Source organism: Brucella oryzae (assembly GCF_041929965.1).
GTDB classification, from domain to species: Bacteria; Pseudomonadota; Alphaproteobacteria; order Rhizobiales; family Rhizobiaceae; genus Brucella; species Brucella oryzae.
This window is the reverse complement of record NZ_JBHEEO010000018.1, coordinates 25,342-45,296: the sequence shown is the minus strand read 5'-3', so window position 1 is coordinate 45,296 and position 19,955 is coordinate 25,342. Positions and strand designations below refer to the sequence as shown.

Sequence of the window (19,955 nt, the reverse complement as noted above, 5' to 3'; positions counted from 1 at the left end):
CCGACGGACGACAGGAGCCGCCATGATCACCCAAACTTCCTTCCGCAAGGTCTTCGAGGGCGTCGCCACGCGCCAACAGATGTTCCATATGTTCGATCGCCATGGCCCGGCGCCGATGAGCAAGGCACGCCTCACCGGCCGCCTCTATGACGGCGAGTGGTTCGAGATCGGCCGGGCCGAGCACGACTACATGTTCGAGATCCTGCCGCCGCTCTGGATTCGCGGCGACATGTTCGCAATGCGCGAGTTCATGACCGGCTCGATCACCAGCGTCTTCTTCGCACTCTCGATCGATGGGCGGCCACGCTACTTCCACGCCTATTGCGATATGTCGGCCAAGGGTTCGGCCGAGCGCATGCGCGATGTGATCATCGAGCGGGAATCCCGCCCCGTCCGTGCCATGACGCGCGCGGAGCGGCTCGACCATATCTGGAGCACGACCCATGCCGACTATCGCGGTTATGCGGGTGAGCGGTGGCCCGAGGCCGACCAGGACAAGCGAACCGTGCTGGTCTATGGCGGCGGCCAAGGGACGGTCCTGAAGCTTCTGGACGATCTGACCGCCCCCGAGATCAGCGCCAAGCTGCCGGTCCATCTCCGCTACCTGCCCGCCGCGATTGCAGCCTGATCGGAGGCTGTCATGTTCACATTTCCTATTCTCGGCGTTCGCAAGGTCATCGAGCGCGGCATCGCCGATGCCGCCGTCAATGGGGGATTTCGCAATCCCTACTACGGCATCAAGCCCGGTAAGGATGAAAAGCCGGGACTTTGGCTGGTCGGCGATCAGGGCGTCTATCTCCTCTCCAACGGCAAGCTCGCCGAGGGTGAGCGCGCCCTCGTGATCTATTCGGATGAATGCCACCCGGTCGGCAATCCCGACTGGTGGCACTACAAGAACCGGCATTTTGGTGGTGACGACGGCATCGAGTTCCTCGACGCTGAAAGACTGATCCCGCTGTTCGACCGGAACACGCGCTGCACGCATCTGCGCGTGCAACTGACCGAGACGGACGTCTCGCTGTCGCTGATCGCCCGCTAGCCCATCCCACAACCCCGTCAGCGTTTCGCGCGGCCGCACACGCGGGTCGCGTGATCGCGCTCGCCATAATCCCAGGAGATATCCCGTGTCCCACGACGACCCCTTCACGCTCGACCTGTTCGGCAATACCGCACTTTCCTCAGGTCTCGGCCTTGGCGTGACCGCCTTTTCCGACAGTGCGGCCAACGATCCGGACGATGACGACCCGGCCCCGCATTCTCCCACGCCTGCCGTGCCCGCCACGGCGGATGCTCAACTCTTGCGCCGGGCGCCCAATGGCGAGAACTTCCATCTCGCCGGCACGCGCGGTCTCGCCAAATCCTGGCGGGAGCGCGCCCGCGACAACATCGCGGCGATCCGGCTCGCCGCCTCGATCGTCGATGAGCAGCGTCCGGCCTCGGTCGACGAGCAGGCCGCGCTGATCCGGTTCACCGGCTTCGGCGCTTCCGAGCTCGCCAACGGCGTGTTTCGTCTCCCAGGCGAGCTTGAGTTTCGCGAGGGCTGGGCGGACATCGGCGCCGACCTCGAGGACGCGATCGACGGCGGCGACTACGCGTCGCTCGCCCGCTGCACCCAGTATGCGCACTTCACCCCCGAATATATCGTCCGGGCCATCTGGTCGGGCCTGCAGCGGCTCGGCTTTCGCGGCGGCCGTGTGCTCGAGCCCGGTGTCGGCACCGGACTGTTTCCGGCGCTGATGCCGGCGGCGCTACATCCCGTCACCCATCTCACGGGCGTCGAGATCGATCCGGTTACCTCCCGGATCGCCCGTCTGCTGCAGCCGCGCGCCAAAATACTCAATCAGGATTTCGCGCGGGTCGATCTGCCGGCGCATTTCGACCTGGCGATCGGCAATCCTCCCTTCTCCGACCGCACCGTGCGCAGCGACCGCGCGTTGCGCGCGCTCGGCCTGCGCCTGCATGACTATTTCATCGTGAAGGCGGTTCGGGCGTTGAAGCCCGGCGGGCTGGCCGCCTTCGTGACCTCGAGCGGCACCATGGACAAGGCCGATGGCCGTGCACGCGGGACGATCGCGGCTGCGGCCGATCTTGTCGGCGCCATACGTTTGCCAGGGGGCAGCTTCCGTGCCGATGCCGGAACCGATGTCATCGTCGACGTCCTCTTCTTCCGCAAGCGCAAGGACGGAGAGGTGGCGGGCGATCAAGGCTGGCTCGATCTGGCGGAGGTGCGACCACTGAGCGAGGACGACGGGGGTATCCGGGTCAATCGCTGGTTCGCCGAGCACCCCGATATGGTTCTTGGCGAACATGCGCTGCGGCGCGGCATCTACGGTACCGACGAGACCTATACCTGCCTACCGCGCCCGGACGTCGATCTCGACGCCGCGCTCGCGACCGCGATCCAGGCGCTTCCAGAAGCCATCTATGACGGCAAGCCGGAAGACTGCGGTCCCGACGTAGACGACAGTGGCGACGACCCGGCATCAACTGCGACTATGCCGAACGGCGCGACCGCTCGTGAAGGCAGCTATTTCATAGGCAAGAACGCCGCCCTGATGCAAATGGTCGACGGCGAGGCCGTGACCATCACCGTCAGGAAGGGACGGGGAGGGGACGGCGTCTCCGACAAGCAGGCCCGCATCATTCGCAAGCTGATCCCGATCCGCGACGCCGTGCGCGAGGTGCTGAAACTCCAGGAATTCGACCGGCAGTGGAAGCCGGCGCAGGTCAAGCTGCGCATTGCCTGGTCGAACTTCGTGCGTGAATTCGGGCCGATCAACTTCACCACCGTCTCGACCACCGAAGACTCAGAAACCGGCGAAGTGCGGGAGACGCATCGCCGTCCCAATCTCCAGCCCTTCCTCGACGACCCCGACTGCTGGCTGGTAGCATCCATCGAGGACTACGACCTCGAGACCAATACCGCCCGGTCCGGCCCGATCTTCACCGAGCGCGTCATCGCGCCGCCGCCGCCGCCGATCATCACGTCGGCCGCCGATGCCCTCGCCGTCGTGCTCAACGAACGTGGCCATGTCGACGCCGATCACATCGCGGAATTGCTGCATCGCGATGTCGCCGATGTCGTTGACGAGTTGGGGCAGGCGATCTTCCGGGATCCGACGTCCGGTTCCTGGCAAACCGCCGATGCGTATCTCTCCGGCGCCGTTCGCTCCAAGCTCGCTGCCGCCGAGGCCGCCGCTGCGCTCGATCCAGCCTTTGCCCGCAATGTCGAAGCGCTCAAGGGCGTCCAGCCCGCCGATCTCAGGCCCTCCGACATCACCGCCCGCCTCGGCGCACCCTGGATTCCGGCGACCGACATTGTCACATTTGTCAAACAGACGATGGATGCCGACATCAGCATCCATCACACGCCCGAACTTGCATGCTGGACGGTCAGTGCGCGCCAACTCGGCTGGAGCGCCGCCGGCACGACCGAATGGGGCACGCATCGTCGCGATGCCGGGCAGCTGCTGTCCGACGCGCTCAATTCCTCCATCCCGCAGATCTTCGACACGGTGAAGGACGGCGACACCGAACGGCGCGTCCTCAATACCGTCGAGACCGAAGCGGCCAAGGAAAAGCTGCAGAAGATCAAGACGGCGTTCCAGAAATGGATCTGGAGCGATCCGGATCGCACTGACCGATTGGCGCGGCTCTACAACGACACCTTCAACAACATCGCGCCGCGAAAATTCAACGGCGACCATCTCCTGCTTCCAGGCGCCTCCGGCGCCTTTTCTCTTTATGGGCACCAGAAACGGGCGATCTGGCGCATCATCTCGGCTGGCTCGACCTATGTCGCCCACGCCGTTGGCGCCGGCAAAACGCTCTCGATCGCGGCGGCGATCATGGAGCAACGCCGCCTCGGGCTGATCAACAAAGCCATGCTGGTCGTTCCCGGCCACTGCCTGGCGCAGGCGGCCCGCGAGTTTCTGGCGCTCTATCCAAATGCCCGGATTCTGGTCGCCGACGAGACCAATTTCGTCAAGGAGAAGCGCCATCGCTTTCTGTCGCGGGCGGCAACCGCAAATTGGGACGCGATCATCATCACCCATTCGGCGTTCCGCTTCATTTCGATTCCCTCGGCTTTCGAGCAGCAAATGATTCAGGACGAGCTCGAGGCTTACGAGGAGTTGCTGACCAAGGTCGACCGCGAGGACCGGCTTTCCCGAAAGCGCATCGAGCGCATGAAGGAGGGGCACAAGGAGCGGCTGGAGGCGCTGTCGAGCCGCAAGGACGATCTGCTCACCATCTCCGAGATCGGCATCGACCAGATCATCGTCGATGAGGCGCAGGAGTTCAGGAAGCTCAGCTTCGCCACCAACATGTCGACGCTGAAGGGCGTCGATCCCAGCGGCTCGCAGCGGGCCTGGGACCTCTACGTGAAATCCCGATTCGTCGAGACGAGAAATCCGGGCAGGACGCTCGTGCTCGCTTCCGGCACGCCGATTACCAACACGCTCGGCGAAATGTTCACCGTGCAGCGGCTGATGGACAATGCTGCTCTCGCAGCGCGCGGACTGCACGAGTTCGACGCCTGGGCGTCCACCTTCGGCGACACCTCGACGGAACTCGAGCTGCAGCCGTCCGGCAAATACAAGCCGGTCACGCGCTTTGCCCAGTTCGTCAACGTCCCCGAGCTGATCGCCATGTTCCGGTCCTTCGCGGACGTGGTGCAGCCCGCCGACCTGCGGAAATATGTGAAAGTTCCGGAGATCGCCGGCGGCAAGCGGCAGATCATCACGGCGGAGCCGACCACTGCCTTCAAGGCCTATCAGCGTCACCTCGATGATCGTATCAAGGCCATCGAAGAGCGCGAGGGTCCGGCGCAGCCCGGCGACGATATCCTGCTCTCGGTCATCACCGATGGCCGCCATGCCGCGATCGACCTGCGCCTGGTCATGCCGGCCATGGACAATGAGGATGACAACAAGCTCAACGCGCTTGTCCGAAACACCTTCCGCATCTGGCAGGAGACGGCCGAGAACGAATATGTCCGCAAGGACGGCAAGCCCTTCGACAAGTCCGGCGCCGGCCAGCTCATCTTCTCCGATCTCGGCACCATCAATGTCGAAGCCTCCCGCGGCTTCTCGGCCTATCGCTGGATCCGCGACGAGCTCGTCCGCCTCGGTGTGCCGCCGTCGGAAATCGCCTTCATGCAGGACTTCAAGAAGTCGGAGGCCAAGCAGCGGCTGTTCAACGAGTTCAATGCCGGCAAGGTCCGCATCCTGATCGGGTCGTCCGAAACCATGGGCACCGGCGTCAATGTGCAGGCGCGGCTGAAGGCGCTGCACCATCTCGACGTTCCCTGGCTCCCCTCCCAGATCGAGCAGCGCGAAGGCCGCATCATCCGCCAGGGCAATCAGCACGACGAAATCGGACTCTATGCCTATGCGACGCTCGGTTCACTCGACGCCACCATGTGGCAGAACAATGAGCGCAAGGCCCGGTTCATCGCGGCGGCTCTATCGGGCGACACGTCCATTCGCCGCCTCGAGGATATGGGCGAGGGGCAGGCCAACCAGTTCGCCATGGCCAAGGCCATCGCATCGGGCGATCAGCGCCTGATGCAAAAGGCAGGGCTTGAGGCCGAGATCGCCCGTCTCGACCGGCTCCATGCCGCCCATATCGACGACCAGCACGCCATCCGCCGCCAGGTCCGCGACGCGGAGCGCGAGATCGAGCTTTCGAGCCGGCGCATCGCCGAAATCGGAACGGACATCGCGCGTCTGGTGTCGACCGCTGGCGATGCCTTCACAATGACCGTCACCGGAACCTCCTTCACCGAACGCAAGCTCGCCGGCCGCGCCTTGATGAAGGAGATCCTCACCCTTGTTCAGCTCAGCCAAGAGGGCGAGGTCGTCATAGCCGCGATTGGCGGCTTCGACCTGGAGTTCTCAGGCGAGCGCTTCGGCCGGGACGGGTATCGCTACACCACGGTGCTGATGCGCTCCGGCGCCGACTACGAGATCGACCTTGCCGTCACGGTCACGCCGCTCGGCGCGATTGCTCGCCTCGAGCATGCTCTGTCGAACTTCGAGGGCGAGCAGGATAATTATCGCTGTCGGCTGGAGGATGCCCGCCGGCGTGTAGCCTCCTATCAGCCACGTATTGGCGAAACTTTCGCCTTCGAGGCCGAGCTTGAACTGAAGCGGGAGCAGTTGGCCGATCTCGAAGCCGATCTCGCCGCCAGCACGGATGACGGTCCCGGCGTTGTGGTAGGGGCGGCTGATCATGCGACCCGCCAGGCGGCATGAATGGAAACCCGCTTTCCCGCCCTAAACCTAAATGCGGTTCTTGAGATCTTCGAGGCTGGCAAGCTGCTGGCGCCTGCTGGCGACGGCTTCGCCAAGCAGCGCCCCAAGCTTGTCGTTGTACGCCTCGATCTGCTTTGTCGAGGTTTCCACATATTCGCGCAAGAGCTGCTCCTGGCGATCGATCTCCCGCTTCAACGTCTCGGCGTCGTTCCGACCTGACATGCCGATAATGACCCGCCGGTTGCTGATTTCGCCATGAGGCAGGGTGGTTGAGTATGGATTGGTCCGCAACCTAAACAGGCCAGGGTCGCCGGAGAACGCGAAGCTACGAGTTGCACGAACTCCGTCGATCTCCACCATCCCGTCAAACATGTCGTGGACCCGCACGCGTGCCTCCTGCGCGTCCTTTTGTGGATTGTCGAAGTCCACCTTTAGCGGGGCGACACGAGCCTCGGGCAAAAGGGCGTGCACGATCTCCGCGTCAGACTTGATCAAGTCCACCCTGCTGACTTTCTGGCGGACGTGGTTGCCGACTGCGCCCTCCTGTGCGCGCAGGTACCGGTCGAGCGACTCTTCGAGAAACAGTACGTTGCCGATGATCATCGGACCTCCTATAGGCGCCGCGTAACGCGTGTTGCAGATTGATCGGGACTCACGAAAGCGCCTTGCGCAATGATCGAAGGAGCGCCTCGGCGTCATCGATCTTTTTCAGGATGTCGGGGTCGCCCTTGAGATCCTGCAACGTGGTCCAGGGTACCCCCTTCATCGCTTCAACCGCGGCCTCCAGATCCCCGGACAATCCGCCCTTTGGCTTCTTCTCGGTGGGTCCCAGACGCAACATTGCAGAATCGAGATCCCCCGCGTCGCTGAGGAAATGCGCGCGTGCCACCGGATCGGGGAGGATCGATCGTAGTTTGCGCAGGTCCTTGGAGTTGGTTATGCGCTTGTCGTTCACCTTCTTGACGACGGCGTCGACGATGCTGGGAGTGAACAGCTTCTTGCTGACGCCCATCATCTCACGCGCCCAGGTGATGGCGGCGCTTGGGTCGCGAAGGCTGGTGAACTTCTCCGACAGCTCGAAAATATCGACCAGTTTGTCCAGTTCCCGAACGGTGATTCCGAGTATGTTCGCGGCGCTGGCGCGTCCCATCAGGTCGACAAGGCGGTAGGCCACCATTTCCTTCTCTTTGGCGTCCCATTCCTTGCGCTGCCGATGGATATAGATCCACGCGCGAAGCCGATCCTCGTCACTCAGTGTGCGGTCGGTAACCTCGATGGGAAGCTGGCGGAATTCTTCTTTCCCCTGTTCTACCAAGGCCCGCGAATTCGTCCACCGGCGATCGCCATCGATGATGCGAAACTTTCCGGGGAAATCGGGATGGGGTTCGACGAGTAGTGGCTCGAACAAACCGCCATTGGCTTCGATCTGCCGTTGCAGTTCTTCGTCAACCTTAGGCCCGAGCCTCGGCTGCTTGTCATTGGGAAGGATGGAGTCGATGTCAGCCTTCGTGCGGTACGTCCGAAGAACGGTACGATCGAGCCGGCGCTCCTGGAGGTTAACGACGTTGTCGCGTTCGCGACCCGCCATCGGGACGGGGTTATTCATTATCCTGCTCCCACACCCCCGCCGTGCCGATGATCGTATCGATCTCATTACTCAGCTCAGCGCGCACTTTCTGCACCGACCGAATGAGCTCGCCCTGACGCTTCCAGACAGATTCGTGCGCCTTCTTTTCCTTTACCTGGATGTCGAGCAGGTCGTCCGTGTGAGTGTCGATCCGGGCAATCAGATCGGTACAGCGCTCCGAGGTAATGAAGTCATAGAGCGCAGCCGTCTTCTGGGTCTTCTCCTCACCGCTCATGCGCAGAATATGGGTCTGCACGATGTGGTGGCGGATCAGCTGAACCAGAGCGACAACGCGGGCAGGATTGGCTAGCAGAACGCCATCCTGATGGTGCAGCTGCCGCGCGCCGGCGGGAAACTTGCTCGTCGAAAGAATGGCATGTTCCGCCTTGGCTGCCATTTGGTCGGTTGCAAGCTTGCTGACGAAGTCGTTGCGCCATGCGCCATGGTTCTTCGAGTCGTAGATGATGGTGCCGCACTCCTTGCCGTTGTGAATGACGACATGGATAATGTCGGCACCGGGCTGCCCTTTGTTGACGCGGTCGATCCTGTCGCCCTCGAACTCAGCCTTCAGAGCTTCGAACAGATCGACCTCGGCGCCCTCGCCAAGCTCCTCGTTGGTCTTCTTGTCGAGAGCCCGAGTCAGCTCCGCCACCTTCGCGGACAGCTTGAGCTTTTCCTCAAACGCGAGAGCCTTCTCGGCATTGACGGCCGCAGTCTGAGCGAGCTCGAGCGCCTCGCGCTGTTCTTGGAGGCGCTGATCCAGCAGGGCTTGATGATCGGCGAGCTGCTTCTCGACCGTAGCCGCTTTGGCTTCCGCGTTCTTCCTCGCCTCTTCAAGCTCAGTGAGCCTGCTTTGGGCGGCCACAGCGGCAGCCTCAGAAGCTTCCGAACGGATTTCGATCTCGCGCGCCGCTGCGGACTCTGTCAGCGCCGTGATCTTCGCTTCCGTTTCAGCTGTAATGGTGTCGAGCTGTGCCTTGAGGCTCGTCCCGGCCTCTTCAGCCTTCAGCCTGGCGGCCTCCGCAGACGCGACCCGCTCGTTGGCCGCCGCTTCAGCGGCGACCTTGGCCTCTGCCCGAATACTGTCCTGCTTCGCAAGGGCCTCCTGCCGGACCGCCTCGATAGCGGCGCCGCGCTCCTGCTGTTGCTGGGCAAGCCGCTCCTCGAGAGCGACCCGCATCTGTTCGGCATTCTGCTTTTCGGCCTCCGCTTGCGTCACGCGGCTCAACAGGAGATCCTGAGCCTCTTTGCTTGCGAGTACCGTCGCCGCGATCGCCTCCTGGGCTGCGGCCTCGGCGGCCTTGCGGCCCTCTTCGCGGGCGAGGACGGCTTTGGCGGCGCCGTCCTTGTTGGCCTTGTCAACGGCATCGGCCTTCTCGCGGGAAAACTGCTCCTGAAGGCGAGCCGAGAGTTCCTCCGCAGTTTTCTTCTGCCGCGTCTCGATCCGCGCTTTAATCTCATCCATCTGGTCGTGCGGGATCTGCTGTTCACACAGCGGGCAAACCTCGTCGTGATCGTGCAGGAACGACGACGAGGGAACAGGAGTCGCCTTTAGAAGGGGTGATGCTGACGCGGCCACATTGACCTCCGGGGTTGCTAGAAACTGGGACCTATTTTCTCCTACTTGATCCTGAAGTCAAGTACTGATATTTTGTTGGATGTGGGCTCGCATCAGGCGCGCTCCGGAAAGGCAATCATGACAAAGACTTTCAAGCCGGGGCATGCTGCCCCGCGTTCTGGACAATACGGGATTCTCGGGCCCCGTGGTGGAGACACCGGCAAAGAGCGCACCGTTACGCGCGGCGAGCCGATGCCGCCGACGCCGAAGTCCGGCCAGACCTACAAGTTGGTCGATGCGACCCGGAACAAGAGCGGTCGCCCGTGATCCGAAAAGAACGGCGACCTTCTTTGGTCGCCGTTCATGCTGCCTTCGCCACGCGCGGGTCGAGGTCGAGACCGCAAACCCAGTTCGCCCATGATTTTGCGAAATGGAGGAAGGCTTCCTCAGTCGTCACCAGAACGCGATAGGTTTCAGCCTGCTCGCGTTGTTCAGGTGTTTCCTCGTAACGGGACAGGAAGGCCATATAGACCATCCGGTTTCCAGCAATCTCCTGACCGTTCTTGTCGAGATAGATGATATTGCCGTGCGCCAAGGCGTTGCGAAGCACGCGAAGAACCTCGCCGGCCTTGCGATTCTCGATGGTGTTCGCATCATCGGAAAGTGGATGCCTTCCTTCCTGATCGTGCCAGCCATGCACTTCATCAACGGAATTGACGATGCGCGATTGCCGCCATGCTCCTACGTCCGGCGCAGACTGCCAGAACGGCGCCTCAAAGAATTTGGTTTTTTCGAGCGTCTTGAGGCTTTTCACCAGATCGACGTCGCGCTCTCCATCAACCAGGACATGCGATGCCCGCATACGTTCGTAGGGAATTGTAAGGATCGCCGCTGCCGCCAGCAGACCGAACGAGCCGAGCAAATCGTGCTTGCGCGCAGGTTCTTCCAGCAATTCGATCAATTGTAATGCGCGTTGCGGATATTCGATGGCAAATCTGTCCGGTACGCCCATGTGTCCTCCTAGCCAAATGGCTTGCGATCGTAGCCGCGGAAATTCGCTAAAGCAGCCGTTCCGTTCCAGGGATCTGATGATCGCTTCTAGCGTCCTGCTCATTCCAGAAAGCGACAGGAACGGCGACATTCTCGGTTCTTGCGAGACGATCAGCAAGCAGCCGCAACCAATTGGCAAAATAGGGAGGGAAAGAAACCCTCCTCGCGGATCGGCCGCACCGCTGACGCCTGCGCTCAACCGCCTGGCTCGCGATCCCGGCCGCGTCGTCCTTCGCAGGGCTGATTAGCCCCGCTTGGCTTGCCGGGCAGGGATGCTCGACAGGCAGTTGCACCGGCCCGTCCGCTCCGCGGGCCGGGGGATGTCTTCAGAAAAGAAGACGGAGAAGGACCCGCGATCGGCGGTGTCCGCAACCCGAAACGGAGCATCCCAATGGAACTGAAGTTTGTCGATCCGCGCGCGCTCAAGGAGAATCCCGACAAGGCGCGGCGCTCCAAATCGAGCCCGCAGGCGGACGCCCTGTTGCTGGCCACGATCAAGGTTGTCGGCATCGTGCAGCCGCCTGTCGTCGCCCCCGAGACCGAAGGCGGCAACGGCTTTGTCATCGATGCCGGGCATCGTCGCGTGAAGCAGGCAATCGCGGCGGGCCTCGAGGAAATCGCCGTGCTGGTGATCGAGCGCGCGGAGGACGGTGGCGCCATGCGATCGCTGGCCGAGACGCTCGCCCATGAGCAGCTCAATCCCGTCGACCAGTGGCGGGCGATCGAGCGCCTGGTTGCGCTCAACTGGACCGAGGAGGCGATCGCCATCGCGCTGGCATTGCCGGTTCGCCAGATCAAGAAGCTGCGGCTTCTGGCGAACGTCCTGCCATCAATGCTCGATCAGATGGCCAAGGGCGACATGCCCGATGAGCGCCAGCTTCGCACCATCGCTTCCGCCGCACTCGAGGATCAGAAAGAGATCTGGAAGAAGCACAAGCCATCCAAGGCCGACCCGCAGGTCTCATGGTGGGCTGTCGCGCAGGGTCTGACCAAGACCCGCATGTTCGCAAAACATGCCAGTTTCGGGGATGATCTGGCACATGCCTACGGAATCGCCTGGGTCGAGGATCTGTTCGCCCCGGCAGACGAGGACAGCCGTTATACGACCGACGTCGACGCCTATCTTGGCGCCCAGCAGGAATGGATGGCCAACAACCTTCCCAAGCGCGGCGTCATCGTCGACGCGGGCCAATGGGGCGACGCCAAGCTGCCACCGAAGGCCGAGCGAGTTTATGGCAAGGCCGGCAAGTCCGATCATACCGCGATGTATCTCGACCGCGAGGGCAAGGTGCAGACGGTCGCCTATCGCATGCCCGAGGCAAAGAAGCCGAAGGGCAAGGGTGATGCAACCGACGCCGCAGGTACAGACACGGGGCTGGTCGCTCCCAAGGCCCGTCCGGACGTGACGCGCAAGGGGATCGAGATGATCGGGGACTTCCGCACCGATGCGCTGCACGAGGCGCTCGCCCGCGCGCCAATCGAGGAGGACATGCTGATGGCGCTGCTCGTTCTCGCCTTCGCGGGCAGGAACGTCTCCGTCGATTCCGGTTCCTCGGGCACGGTCTACGGCCACGCGCGGCTGGAGCGTCATGCAGCCCTTCTTTTCGGGGAAGACGGCAGGCCCGTATACGATCGTGAGACGCTCAACCAGGTCGCGCGTAAGGTCCTGATCGACGTCCTCTCATGCCGGGAGAACAGGACCAACAGCGGCATCGTCGCTCGGGTCGCCGGCGATACCGTCGGCGCCGACGGCTTCCTGCCGAACATGGGCACGGACGAGTTCATGTCGTGCCTGTCGCGGCCGGCGCTGGAGGCGTCCTGCAAGGACACGCCAGTCCTGCCGCGTGCCCGCGTCAAGGACACGCGCGCAGCCCTCGTCGAGCACTTCAAGGAAGGCCACTTCGTCCATCCCTCGGCCCTGTTCGCGCCCGACGTCGCCGAGCTGACGAGCTGGACGGCCCGGTACGCCGCGCCGGACGAGGCTGACGACGACACCGCGCGGGAAGTCGATGAGCTCGACGGTGATCAGACCGGGGCGACGGCAAACGAGCATCCGGTCGATGACGGCCACACCGTCGAAGAAACTGAAGCCTGGCGCGTCGCCGCCGAATAGGCCGCCAATCCACTTCCTCCCAACCCACCCCGCCGCCGGCAATCGCGCCGGCGGCGGTTCTGTTTTCATCAACAGCACCACTGGAGAAACAATATGTCCGCTCAATTGATCTACGATCTCGTGCCGCTCGGTTCCATCATCCGCTACTCCGACGGCACACCGCGCCCGCCCGAGCGTCATCGCAAGAAACTCTCGGCATGGGAGAGCGCCAATAGCGGCGGCCGCCTGATCCGCAAGACGCCAGCCCGGCAGACCGGGCAGTATTCGTCGCCCGCGCATTTCACGCTGCATGAAGGCGATTATGGCAGCGGCGGTGTCATCGTCCTGCGCGTCCACAAGAGCTTTTCGGTCGATTGCGGCTCGAAGTTCGTGGTGATCTCCCGACCCGCACCGGGCTCGGTCCAGGTCTTCGATCGCGCCGGCGAGGGTGCCGAACTCGTCTATCTCGCCGCCAACCGGCAGGACGCGGAGACCTGGCTGCAATCTCATCGGTATCCTAACGCGGTGCTCGAGGACGTATCGGCCGATACCGCGGCGGCCGACGCCGTCGAGGGGAGGGCGGCATGAACGCGACTGCTCAAACCGAGGCAACGATCGACAACACCTCCGGATTCCCGGAGGTGTATTACGGGCGAACGAGCGATGGCCTCTTCGCGGCACTGGTTGGGGAGAACGCTTTTGCGATGATCCCTGCCTACAATGGCGGACGCTATCTCGGCCATGCATGGAAGCTGCCTCTGCCCATCTCCGAATGGAAACAGTCCAGCTTCTATGGTCACGGCGGGCAGCTCGACGGCAAAGCGGCGTTCCGCGCCCGTGTCGAGGAGAACGCCCGACATCAGGCACAATTGCGTAGACTGGCCCGCCGCAGCATCCCGGCTCGGCAAGCAACCCCATGGGGGCTCTCGGATCATGCCACGCACTATGCCGAAGGCGTCGTCTGCCATTCGACCCCGAGCCATGGCGGGTTCCATCTCGACCCCGACCGCAATGCCCACATCCATCCCCTTCTGAGAAGCGCCGACGGCTTCTACGAGGAGGATTGCTGCTGGGCGGCCGTTGCGCAGGCCTTTCCCGATCTTTTCACCGATTTCGAGAAACGTTGCGCCGAAGAGACCATCCGGCACTGGTATCCCGAGGCCTGGCCGCGATCCCTCACGTCCACACCTAAACGATTGCGGGAGGCCGCCTCATGACGATTGCAGAGCACATCGCCATAATGGCGCGCATGGAAGCTGCCCGCCGGGAGACGCATGCCCATCTCGGGCTGATCGAGCGGCAGATTGCGGCGCGCGCGGAGCGCCTGATGACCACCTTCCGCGCCAGATCACGCGATTACCGGAAGTCCAGGTCGACATGGAGCCATGCCGACGAGCAGCTCTACCGGGCCACGCTATCGGAGCTGAACTTTTCCCGTCACCGCGAGGTCGATGGTCTGTCGCGCAAGCTCGCCCGCCAGGATGCGGCGATCGCCGCCTTCCGTCGCCGGCACGGGTTCTCGGAGGTCGATCCGGAGCTGGATATGGCGGTCCTCCGCGGCCTGATCCTTCGCAGCGCGTCTCCATGCGCGGTTTCGTGAGCCCCGACCTGCGATCAGGAGGGCAGCCCTGTCCGAAACCGTGTGGCGGGCTGTGCGGGTAACGGGGCAATATCCGGGTAGGGCCTGCGGCGACTGTCCGGCCGTGATGCCGGCGAAGCGGATTGATCTGTCGCACTTCCTCGCGCGAGCCAATTCATGGAAACGACCCCGTGCCGGTCTTCCCGGCGGGTTTGCTGCGGTCTGAACCGGCGGCTGACCCCTTCAAGGCCGCTTTGCGCCGCGATGCGGCCGGAGCCCGCCGGTCTCGACAAGGCTGGCCCGCGTTCCGCGCAGGGCTGTTAGCCCCGCTTGTCCGCAAGCCAACCTTGCTCGCCTGGCAGGCCCCGGACCCTGAAGCGTCCAGTTTCCGCCGGTTCTCTTTGACCGCACCCGCAGGGAAGACCGGCACGGGGCCGGATCGCCCGAAGGGCATCGCTAGAAAGGATTGCTTCATGTCCAGTTCAACCCGCTCCACCAAGACCAAGGCTCGCGTCGTCCAACTCCGCAAGGGCACCACCCTCGAAATGGTGCGCCTGTGCTGCCCGGATGCCAACCAGGCCGCACTCATCTCCGAGAGCTTCGGGCTCGCTGTCCTCGACAGCGACGGTATCCGGGACTTCCACGAGCGCACCCTGATCGAAAGCGCCGACACCCTCTCCGACGGCCTTTCCGAGAAGGCCATGCAGATCCATCTCCAGCGGATCGTCGGTTCCCATGTCGGGTCTGCCTACGGGGCGGGGCAGTTCTATTCCAAGGCTGTCACCGAGGCCAAGGACGCGACCGCCCGGCTCGCCAACGACATGCGCGATGAGGATCGCGACGGCCCGGTCGGGTTCGACAGCGCCGCCCAGCGCAAGCGTGAGTTCGCCGCCGACATGGGTATCCAGGCCCACGCTCTGCGCATGGCCGCCGAGGGCGTGGTCGCAGCCTACGAGCACATCGTCGGCGAGAGCTGGAAGCCCTACGAGCGTCAGGCCGAAAATCCCGGCCAGGCCGTCAGCCGGCAGGCCGCCGACCTGCAGATGGCCGCTCTCGGATAGGGGCCGCGGGCGGAGCTTCGGCTCCGCCCATCCTCGGGGGCTCCCACCCTTGGGATCGCCCGCCGTTCGAACGCCATCTATCCCGAGGAGTATCGTCTCGAGGTTGAGGGACTTATCGAGGCATGGCGGCCGGAAGTGTGGGCCCGTTCGACAGAATCCCGCCTCGGCTGATAGCCTCGCATCCTCTTAGCTCGCAACAGGTCGAGGAATAGGCTGACCGCATCTAGCTCGTTGTCGAACGAATGCTGGACCGTTCGGCCTCGTGTTCCGATCCGGCCCCACCGGCGAACGAGGCGGGTCTGGCCGAACAGGGTCTCCTCGATCGACAGCGCGTAGAACCGCGCCATCCTCCGGTCCGGGTCTGTGCGTTCGACATAGAGATGGTATGGCTGCGCGATCATGCTGAGCAGAATCGCGCAGCCGGAATCCGTCGTCCAATGACAGGTTTGAATCACTGGGAAGGGATCGATTTATTCCCGTGATAGGTGGCGGGAACTTCAGCAGGTATAGGGCGGCCTTACCCGCGTCCGGCTTGCGCGGGACCGGGAGACGGAGGGAAGCAGGAAGACGCATGGCGCGGCCGGCGCAATCGCGGCCGTCACGATTGGTGGTCCTGCTCCGGTCCTCGTTCCGCGAAACGGCGAAGCCGTCCTCCACTGCCGTTCCGGCCCGGCTGCGACCTCTCTCATTCTTCCGATTCATCCTCCGGGTTCGCGGACCTGCGGTCCTCTCGCGGGCGGACCTCGTGACGGCCGCGATCGGCGCGGCCTCGAATGGAGGTTCGAATGATGAACAGGAAAGACAGCAAACCCCGCGTCGACATCTACGCGAAGATCACCGACCGCATCGTCGCGGATCTCGAGAAAGGCGTCCGCCCATGGGTAAGACCCTGGAGCGAAGCCAACACCGCCGGCCGCATCACGCGACCGCTGCGGCATAATGGAACGCCCTACCAGGGCATCAACATCATCCTGCTCTGGTCGGAGGCGGTCGCACGCGGCTTCGCTTCGCCCATCTGGATGACGTTCAAGCAAGCGATCGAGCTTGGCGGGCATGTCCGCAAGGGCGAGAGCGGCTCGACCGTCGTCTATGCCAGCCAATTCACCAAGACCGAAACCGACGAGCGCGGCGATGAGGTCGAGCGCGGTATCCCGTTCCTTAAGGCCTATTCGGTCTTCAACGTCGACCAGATCGAGGGATTGCCGGACCACTATTACGGTGCGCCGCCGCCGGTGACCGATCCCGTCACGCGCATCGCCCACGCTGATGCGTTTTTTGACGCGACCGGCGCCAGGGTCGTCTATGGCGGCGCCAAGGCATTCTACGCGCCCTCGTCCGACCACATCCAGCTCCCAGTCTTCGAGAGCTTCCGCGACGCGGAATCCTTCGTTGCCGTCAGGGCGCACGAGACCATCCACTGGACAGCTCCGGCCCACCGGGTCAACCGCGATCTCAGCCGCTACCACAAGGATCGTAGCGAACGCAGTCGCGAGGAGCTGATCGCCGAACTGGGGGCGGTTTTCCTCTGCGCCGATCTCGGCATCGTACCGGAGCTCGAGCCGCGGCCTGACCACGCCAGTTACCTCGCGTCCTGGCTCGAGGTGCTCTCCAACGAGAAGCGCTTCATTTTCTCGGCCGCCGCGCACGCTCAACGCGCAGCGACCTACCTGCACGATCTTCAGCCGGCGGCCAGGATTGCGGAGGCGGCCTGATGCCAGGGCCCGACCGTTGCCGTGCGGGAACTCTGCCGCTGGCCGGTCAATGACGGGAGGTCGGGATGGGGATGGCACCTCTCGCCGCGCGGGGATCCGCAAGGTGATGCCGATGTAGGGACGTCCGTCTTCATTCCGGTTGTTTCTGCTACGGGCACGCCCAACTGCGTCCTCGATGTGGCTGGTCTGACCGAAGGCCGATCTCGCTGCGCTCGGTCTCGCTCTCATCCCCGCAACGGCTGGTCTCGACTTTCTTCCCCTGACGGCTTCGCCGCCATTCCGCGCGGATCAAGAAAGTCTCATCCTGCCGCCCTCCACTGACGTTCCGGCCCGTTGGGTGCCGGTCGATCGCCTCCGGTCTGTCGACCGCCATCGAGGTCGCGGCGGTCGCGGCCCGAGAAATCAAAGGAATGAGACAAATGGCTACCATCGGCACCTTCACCTCCACCGGCACCGGCTTCAACGGCGTCATCAAGACCCTCAACCTCAACGTCAAGGCCAAGCTGGTCCGCGTCGAGAACCCTTCCGACAAAGGTCCGCACTTTCGCATCTTCGCGGCAGCCAACGTCGAACTGGGCGCCGCCTGGCAGAAGACCTCCAACGAGGGCCGCGACTACCTTTCGGTCAAGCTGGACGATCCGAGCTTCCCCGCTCCGATCTATGCCACCCTGGTTGAGGTGGAAAGCGAGGAAGGCCTTCAGCTGATCTGGTCCCGACCGAACCGGGACTGAGGCTCCCGCCAGAGGGCTCCGCCGCAAGGCGGGGCCTTCAGCCTTCCACCGACGAGCAGCCACAACCGAAAGGAACCATACATGACGACTACCAACCGCGCCGAAGCGAAGGCCCTTCATCCTCAGGACATCGCCGTCTGGCCGGACGGAACATGGGCCGAACTCGGCGACGTCTGGAACGGCGAATACGGCTTCATGTCCGACGACTACGAGGTCGTGCCGCTCGAGGACCATGCCCGTCTGAAGGCCCTCGGCATCGACGGAGAGGTGCTGTGACCGGCGCCACTGCACGCCCTCGCCGCCCCGGAGCGGGGCCTTCTGCTTGACGCCACGGTCAAATGGAATGGCCAGCCTTAGCGGCGAAAGGACTGCCGAGACTGGCTTTCGAGCCGAATTTCGGCTATACAAAAGAGCAAGTTACAGGAGCCTGAAACATGACCGCAACGCTAATGGAAAGCCCCGTTGTCGCGGATCGAGCACACGCGTTGCGGCTTGCCAAACAGGTCATCAAGACCCTCGACCCGAAGCCGCTTGAGCCCATCGTCGCAGCGATGCTGACCGACGGCCACAAGGCCGCGCTTTCGGCAATGGCCGTGTCGCGAGATGAGCCGAACCTGTTCGAACAGTTCCTCGTCCTGTGTGAAGAGGCCGGGCGGTTGAGCGAAGCGGATTGCGATCAGCTGGGCGAAGCCTATGTCGAAGCGAGGCGTGCCCGTGCCGCTTGATGAGTGACCCCTATCTTTACCCGGGCACAACAGTCCTCATCAATCATTTCAACATCAGGGATCAGGCCAAACTCGACAGCAAGGAGCGTCGGGAGACCCTGAAGACGTTGAAGGGTCTCTACGACAATCCGGTCAAGGGCGAATTCGACCTCGCGCACCTGCTGGAAATACACCGGCGCGTCTTCGCGCCGGTGTATCCGTTCGCCGGCGAAATCCGCCGCATCGATATGGTCAAGGCCGAGGAGAAACTGGGCGGCGGCAGTGTCGAGTACGCGCCGTTCCATCTGGCGCGTCTCCAGGCCGAACACTGCCTGAAGCAACTCAATGCCCGCGACTGGTCGGGTCTCATGGACCTGTCGCGGCCGGAGGACATGGCCTCATTTGCAGGCATGGTTGTCGACCTCTGGAAGGTCCATCCGTTCCGGGAAGGCAATACGCGCACGACCATGACCTTCATGCACCAGTTTGCGGCGGCCAAGGGGTTCGCGCTCGACCGTGAGTTGATCCGTACCAATGCTGAATATGTCCGCCATGCGCTGGTGGTCGGCACCCATGGCGAAACTCATTATCTGACACGCATCCTGACCGACGCGCGCCAACGCGAACATGCGCGCGAGCAGAGCCAGGCGCGCATGGGGAACCAAAGCCGCACTGACATTGGACAGTCGGAGCGGGCTGTACTGCTTCCCGGCCGTACCCTTGCCCCGGAAGTTCTCAAGGCCGAGCTGCAAGAACGGATTGCCGCTTCCGAAAGCGCCACCGAGGCTATGAAACGCCTTATCACCACGGCAAAGGCGGTATTTGCCGACCACGGGCCGGTGGTGGAAATTATCCGGAATGCCGCTCTTGAGGGCGAGATCGGCAATCGGCAGGTGATTTCGGAGTTGCGGGATGCTCCGGAGCGTTTCGGGCCGCTTGCCGGAAGGGACGCTATTCTTGCGAGCCGGCAGGAGCGGGAGGCACACCGGCAAGCGATCGCTGCAAAGCGCACGCTTCGCGGGATCGCCGAGAGTTACCTCAAGATCGTGTACGGAATCCGGCAGACGATGCAGCAGCAGCGTCATGATGAGGTGCGGCGGGCCAGCGTGGAGGTCCGGCGGCCAAGCGGCGAGCTCCTGAGCGCGATTGATAGGGGTGATGCGCTGTCGCCCGAGCTCAAGGTCGAGCTGCGGCAGACCACGAGCGCATTCGAGCGCCGTTTCGGCGATGATCTGGCCGCATTGCGCTCGGGCAAGAATCTCGGTCCACTTGCCACCAGGCACGGCGTCGACGAGAAACGGCTCGAGGAAGCGACAGGCGTACTGAAGGCGCTCGACCGAGCCCAGGCTCAGGAGTGCACCAGGGCACAATTACGGTCTCTCGATAGGCACGGCCCCACCCGATAATCCCATGCCGTCTGGAACGTGGCATTCAGCTGTGCCGGCCGGCCCGCCGAGCGCGGTCGTTCAGCCCTCTTTGGACCTCCCCTTGTGGGGGACATCTGTCGTACGTTTTCTCGATCTGAACGAGCAGGCAGCGCCATGCGCCGTTTCTCCACAACCCAACCTTTGCGCTGCAGCTGAA

The 19,955-nt window shown here is 63.3% G+C and carries 19 protein-coding genes; 14 read left to right on the top strand and 5 right to left on the bottom strand.

All coding sequences use genetic code 11. The features are described from left to right. Positions 1-25: 25 nt before the first annotated feature. From JNC70_RS16950 to JNC70_RS16940, 3 genes are all read left to right on the top strand, one after another. A complete protein-coding gene (locus tag JNC70_RS16950; protein ID WP_185910483.1) occupies positions 26-628 on the top strand; it encodes a DUF1419 domain-containing protein in 603 nt (200 codons plus the stop codon). A gap of 12 nt (positions 629-640) precedes the next feature. Further along, on the top strand, positions 641-1,039 hold the full coding sequence (locus tag JNC70_RS16945) for a DUF3085 domain-containing protein (RefSeq protein WP_154386601.1): 399 nt from the start codon (positions 641-643) through the stop codon (positions 1,037-1,039). An 85-nt stretch (positions 1,040-1,124) separates the two neighbouring features. Then, positions 1,125-6,257 carry a helicase-like domain-containing protein gene (locus tag JNC70_RS16940; protein WP_185910475.1) on the top strand — a complete coding sequence of 1,711 codons (5,133 nt, stop codon included), beginning with the start codon at positions 1,125-1,127 and terminating at the stop codon, positions 6,255-6,257. Between the two features lie 27 nt (positions 6,258-6,284). Here the strand turns inward: JNC70_RS16940 and JNC70_RS16935 are convergent, their stop codons facing one another. Genes JNC70_RS16935 through JNC70_RS16925 form a run of 3 tightly spaced genes read right to left on the bottom strand, consistent with a single transcriptional unit; the run spans position 6,285 to position 9,463 of the window. Further along, positions 6,285-6,860, bottom strand: coding sequence for a hypothetical protein (locus tag JNC70_RS16935; protein ID WP_154386600.1), 576 nt, complete (start codon positions 6,858-6,860; stop codon positions 6,285-6,287). 49 nt (positions 6,861-6,909) lie between these two features. After that, positions 6,910-7,863 carry a ParB/RepB/Spo0J family partition protein gene (locus JNC70_RS16930; protein ID WP_185910476.1) on the bottom strand — a complete coding sequence of 318 codons (954 nt, stop codon included), beginning with the start codon at positions 7,861-7,863 and terminating at the stop codon, positions 6,910-6,912. Beyond that, the gene (locus JNC70_RS16925) at positions 7,856-9,463 is read right to left on the bottom strand and encodes a DUF2130 domain-containing protein (RefSeq protein WP_154386598.1); all 1,608 of its coding nucleotides are present in this window, start codon (positions 9,461-9,463) and stop codon (positions 7,856-7,858) included. The genes JNC70_RS16930 and JNC70_RS16925 overlap by 8 nt, the downstream gene beginning before the upstream one ends. 117 nt (positions 9,464-9,580) lie before the next feature. Here JNC70_RS16925 and JNC70_RS16920 point away from each other — a divergent pair, with 117 nt between their 5' ends. Then, complete coding sequence (locus JNC70_RS16920) at positions 9,581-9,769, top strand: hypothetical protein (RefSeq protein ID WP_154386597.1); 189 nt, start codon at positions 9,581-9,583, stop codon at positions 9,767-9,769. Positions 9,770-9,803: 34 nt separating this feature from the next. Here JNC70_RS16920 and JNC70_RS16915 read toward each other — a convergent pair whose 3' ends face one another. Beyond that, the gene (locus tag JNC70_RS16915) at positions 9,804-10,454 is read right to left on the bottom strand and encodes a HEPN family nuclease (RefSeq protein WP_154386596.1); all 651 of its coding nucleotides are present in this window, start codon (positions 10,452-10,454) and stop codon (positions 9,804-9,806) included. Between the two features lie 429 nt (positions 10,455-10,883). On the opposite strand from JNC70_RS16915, the gene JNC70_RS16910 reads away from it, so the two are divergent. The 5 genes from JNC70_RS16910 (at position 10,884) to JNC70_RS16890 (ending at position 15,224) form a co-directional block, all read left to right on the top strand. Then, a complete protein-coding gene (locus JNC70_RS16910) occupies positions 10,884-12,605 on the top strand; it encodes a ParB N-terminal domain-containing protein (RefSeq protein WP_154386595.1) in 1,722 nt (573 codons plus the stop codon). Between the two features lie 93 nt (positions 12,606-12,698). Beyond that, complete coding sequence (locus JNC70_RS16905) at positions 12,699-13,172, top strand: UCP036055 family protein (RefSeq protein ID WP_154386594.1); 474 nt, start codon at positions 12,699-12,701, stop codon at positions 13,170-13,172. Then, a complete protein-coding gene (locus JNC70_RS16900; protein ID WP_154386593.1) occupies positions 13,169-13,801 on the top strand; it encodes a DUF7007 domain-containing protein in 633 nt (210 codons plus the stop codon). The genes JNC70_RS16905 and JNC70_RS16900 overlap by 4 nt, the downstream gene beginning before the upstream one ends. Further along, on the top strand, positions 13,798-14,184 hold the full coding sequence (locus JNC70_RS16895) for a hypothetical protein (protein ID WP_185910477.1): 387 nt from the start codon (positions 13,798-13,800) through the stop codon (positions 14,182-14,184). The genes JNC70_RS16900 and JNC70_RS16895 overlap by 4 nt, the downstream gene beginning before the upstream one ends. A gap of 452 nt (positions 14,185-14,636) precedes the next feature. Further along, positions 14,637-15,224 carry a hypothetical protein gene (locus tag JNC70_RS16890; protein ID WP_154386592.1) on the top strand — a complete coding sequence of 196 codons (588 nt, stop codon included), beginning with the start codon at positions 14,637-14,639 and terminating at the stop codon, positions 15,222-15,224. Positions 15,225-15,301: 77 nt separating this feature from the next. On the opposite strand, the gene JNC70_RS16885 is transcribed toward JNC70_RS16890, so the two are convergent. Beyond that, on the bottom strand, positions 15,302-15,625 hold the full coding sequence (locus JNC70_RS16885) for a WGR domain-containing protein (RefSeq protein ID WP_154386591.1): 324 nt from the start codon (positions 15,623-15,625) through the stop codon (positions 15,302-15,304). A gap of 387 nt (positions 15,626-16,012) precedes the next feature. On the opposite strand from JNC70_RS16885, the gene JNC70_RS16880 reads away from it, so the two are divergent. The 5 genes from JNC70_RS16880 (at position 16,013) to JNC70_RS16860 (ending at position 19,777) form a co-directional block, all read left to right on the top strand. Further along, positions 16,013-16,936: an ArdC family protein gene (locus JNC70_RS16880; protein WP_154386610.1), complete on the top strand. Its 924-nt coding sequence runs from the start codon at positions 16,013-16,015 to the stop codon at positions 16,934-16,936. Between the two features lie 419 nt (positions 16,937-17,355). Then, positions 17,356-17,667, top strand: a complete 312-nt coding sequence (locus tag JNC70_RS16875) for a DUF736 domain-containing protein (RefSeq protein ID WP_154386590.1) — start codon at positions 17,356-17,358, stop codon at positions 17,665-17,667. Positions 17,668-17,748: 81 nt separating this feature from the next. Beyond that, positions 17,749-17,943, top strand: coding sequence for a hypothetical protein (locus tag JNC70_RS16870; protein ID WP_185910478.1), 195 nt, complete (start codon positions 17,749-17,751; stop codon positions 17,941-17,943). 158 nt (positions 17,944-18,101) lie between these two features. Beyond that, on the top strand, positions 18,102-18,392 hold the full coding sequence (locus JNC70_RS16865; RefSeq protein ID WP_154386589.1) for a hypothetical protein: 291 nt from the start codon (positions 18,102-18,104) through the stop codon (positions 18,390-18,392). Then, positions 18,392-19,777 carry a Fic family protein gene (locus JNC70_RS16860; RefSeq protein ID WP_154386588.1) on the top strand — a complete coding sequence of 462 codons (1,386 nt, stop codon included), beginning with the start codon at positions 18,392-18,394 and terminating at the stop codon, positions 19,775-19,777. The genes JNC70_RS16865 and JNC70_RS16860 overlap by 1 nt, the downstream gene beginning before the upstream one ends. Positions 19,778-19,955: the final 178 nt, after the last annotated feature.